3 protein-coding genes and 1 pseudogene are annotated in these 2,325 nt (G+C 42.7%); 1 reads left to right on the top strand and 3 read right to left on the bottom strand.

Going from position 1 to position 2,325, the window contains the following annotated elements; translation table 11 throughout:
* A pseudogene (locus L5M38_RS23980) lies at positions 1-209 on the top strand (IS3 family transposase); the annotation flags it as partial.
* On the opposite strand, the gene L5M38_RS23985 reads toward L5M38_RS23980, so the two are convergent.
* The 3 genes from L5M38_RS23985 to L5M38_RS23995 form a co-directional block, all read right to left on the bottom strand.
* A complete protein-coding gene (locus L5M38_RS23985; protein ID WP_263180530.1) occupies positions 163-1,248 on the bottom strand; it encodes a type II toxin-antitoxin system HipA family toxin in 1,086 nt (361 codons plus the stop codon). The pseudogene L5M38_RS23980 and the gene L5M38_RS23985 sit on opposite strands and share 47 nt — an antisense overlap.
* On the bottom strand, positions 1,245-1,592 hold the full coding sequence (locus L5M38_RS23990; protein WP_263180532.1) for a helix-turn-helix domain-containing protein: 348 nt from the start codon (positions 1,590-1,592) through the stop codon (positions 1,245-1,247). The genes L5M38_RS23985 and L5M38_RS23990 overlap by 4 nt, the downstream gene beginning before the upstream one ends.
* A 496-nt stretch (positions 1,593-2,088) precedes the next feature.
* Positions 2,089-2,325, bottom strand: a 237-nt coding sequence (locus tag L5M38_RS23995; RefSeq protein WP_263146819.1) for an integrase core domain-containing protein, incomplete at its 5' end; no start/stop codon positions are given.

Here is a 2,325-nt window from a genome sequence, read left to right on the forward strand (position 1 = left end):
AACACAGCCAGCTAAATTTTGTCTCACCAGGGCAACGTCATGCACTGCAAGATGGCGCTATTTTAGCGAAGCGCAAGAAAGTGCTTGAGGCGGCGAAGGAAAGAAAACCGATGCGTTGGTCTACAGAGATCAGAAATTGTGAAGCGGTTGGCGCTGTAACACTCAACCCAGATAAGGCACCAGAAGAAGGCGTAATAAATGCAGCTTAATATTTAAACAAAGAGTGACAACTATCTTGAAAAACACCGAGGGTAAGGTGCTCACAATATCGTAAGCGGGCGAGAGTATCGCATTTTGGGTATCTTGGTAGATAACACTCCAATTTTTTAAGTGGGCATCACCGTTGGCGAGCAAGATATTGGCCAGCAATCGCCTCGCCATTTGCTGCACGTCTTTTAGTCCATTGTAGCTGCTCATATATAGAGCTTTAGCTATGGCTTCATAGTTGTATTTACCGTATTTATCATGGGCGTAAACTTCGAATATTTGGGCAAAGTCCTCTGCATGAATGCGGCCCGTATCACTGCGGTCAAAGCGTTTAATTGCGTATGCCGTTGGTTCATCTGGGAGTTTGATGTTAGGTAGATTATCCAATGCATTAAGCGAGATGAGCTCAATTGCAGGGATGTTCACTCCGATTATTTGTGCCAACTTCATTGCAGTGTATTCATTTTGTGGGACGTTGCGGTGTACTGTTGAAGGCGTCTTGATAATCCAACTATCTTGGCCTTCTTGATTGGCATTTATGTTGAATCGTCCATCGTTTCTGCTTGTCGAGAATTTCATTTGAACACCGGCAAGTGAGAACTTATTACTGGTGTGGGTGATGTCGATTACGATGGCTTCTGTTCTTTCCCGTGGCGATAGTGCCCAAGCTGGAATATCTTCTTTTGCTATGGCTGATGCGATTAAGCCGCCAGGAAGATTGTTCCCTGCCCATGCTAGTATGGGAAATTCGTTGTTCTCATGTACTTTTAGCGCGGCTGACATCCAGTGCCGCAATGCGCCCTCGGGAAGCAAGTTGGACAGCACCGGTGATAATCTTTGTGTTCTGACTTGTATTTTATCGATGTAATGGGGGTCTAGCAGTTGGGTGAGCGTTAATGTTGGTCGAAGTGCTTTTGGCATCGCGATATATTCAGGGTCAAATTTCAGAATGTTTTTACCACCTGAATAATGAGTGAGTATCGCAATCCGTTGATGATTTAAATAAAGCGCGAGGGCCTCTACTGATTCCGCAGGTTTCATAGACTTTCTTCTTTATCATCAACTGAATGTAAGACCTTTTCCCAAGATGTTCCTGTCTCAGTCGTTAAATTATTAGGCGAATGACGGTCAATTTCTGGATCTGAAGTTGCTTGGTTAATGAGTGCTTTTACTGCACTTATGTGCTGTTTAGGAACGATCATCATTTCAAGATTTAATCCTTCCAATACTCTTAGTAATGTCGATAAGCGAGTATCACTGCCACTTTCTATTCGTTGGTATTGTTGCTGTGACATACCAATGTTCAGCAGCATGTCTTTCTGACTTAGTGCTAGTTGTTCTCGGTAGTGCTTGAGTTCTGTGGCTAATTCACTGAGGTGCTTCATGGTGTTGGCTCGGTTATCTTTTACTCATAAACATCATATTAGTTGTTATTCGCTGTTAATTACAACTAATACGATGTTATTTTATATAAATACAATCAAGTTGTTGTTTATTATTGTGAATACAACATATTCGTTGTATATGTGCGGTTGATGTCATATTGGATTTTGTCATAGATGAGGCGGTTGTCGTGGGCTACGTTATGGCCGCGCTGGGATGTGTAGTGGCGCAATACAAAAGTGGCCGCATTACGCCTTACACCTTAACCACTAAACAAACTGCAAACCGAAAATGCCACGCGTGCCAAGTCCCTCTTTAACGCTTGTTATTGCGATAATTCGATTATTTCGTATTCACCTATCCCTTGAGAGAGCGTGACTATATATGTAGAGTCACTACTCACAGGCTCCATTATACACGTTTGAAAATGAAGCCTGTATTCTAGCTCAGCCTTGTAGGAAGCTGGTTTTTGCGTCCATCTTAAACGGTTTGTAGTGGTCAAGTAAAATTGGCCACGGTTTTAGAGTCATTCCAATATAAACGTTCTGACTCATTTGGCGTTAACCCACCATTATATTGATGGGGTCTGGTCTCACTGTAATATCCAGTGATGTAATTTGTGATCTCTTTATCTGCTTCTGTAAAATTCCCATAACCACTGGCGGGTATCCACTCAGATTTCAAACTTCTAAAGAAACGCTCCATTGGTGCGTTATCCCAACAATTCCCGCGACG

Origin of the sequence: Shewanella sp. SM101, from assembly GCF_025654465.1 — a bacterium.
GTDB classification, from domain to species: Bacteria; Pseudomonadota; Gammaproteobacteria; order Enterobacterales; family Shewanellaceae; genus Shewanella; species Shewanella oncorhynchi.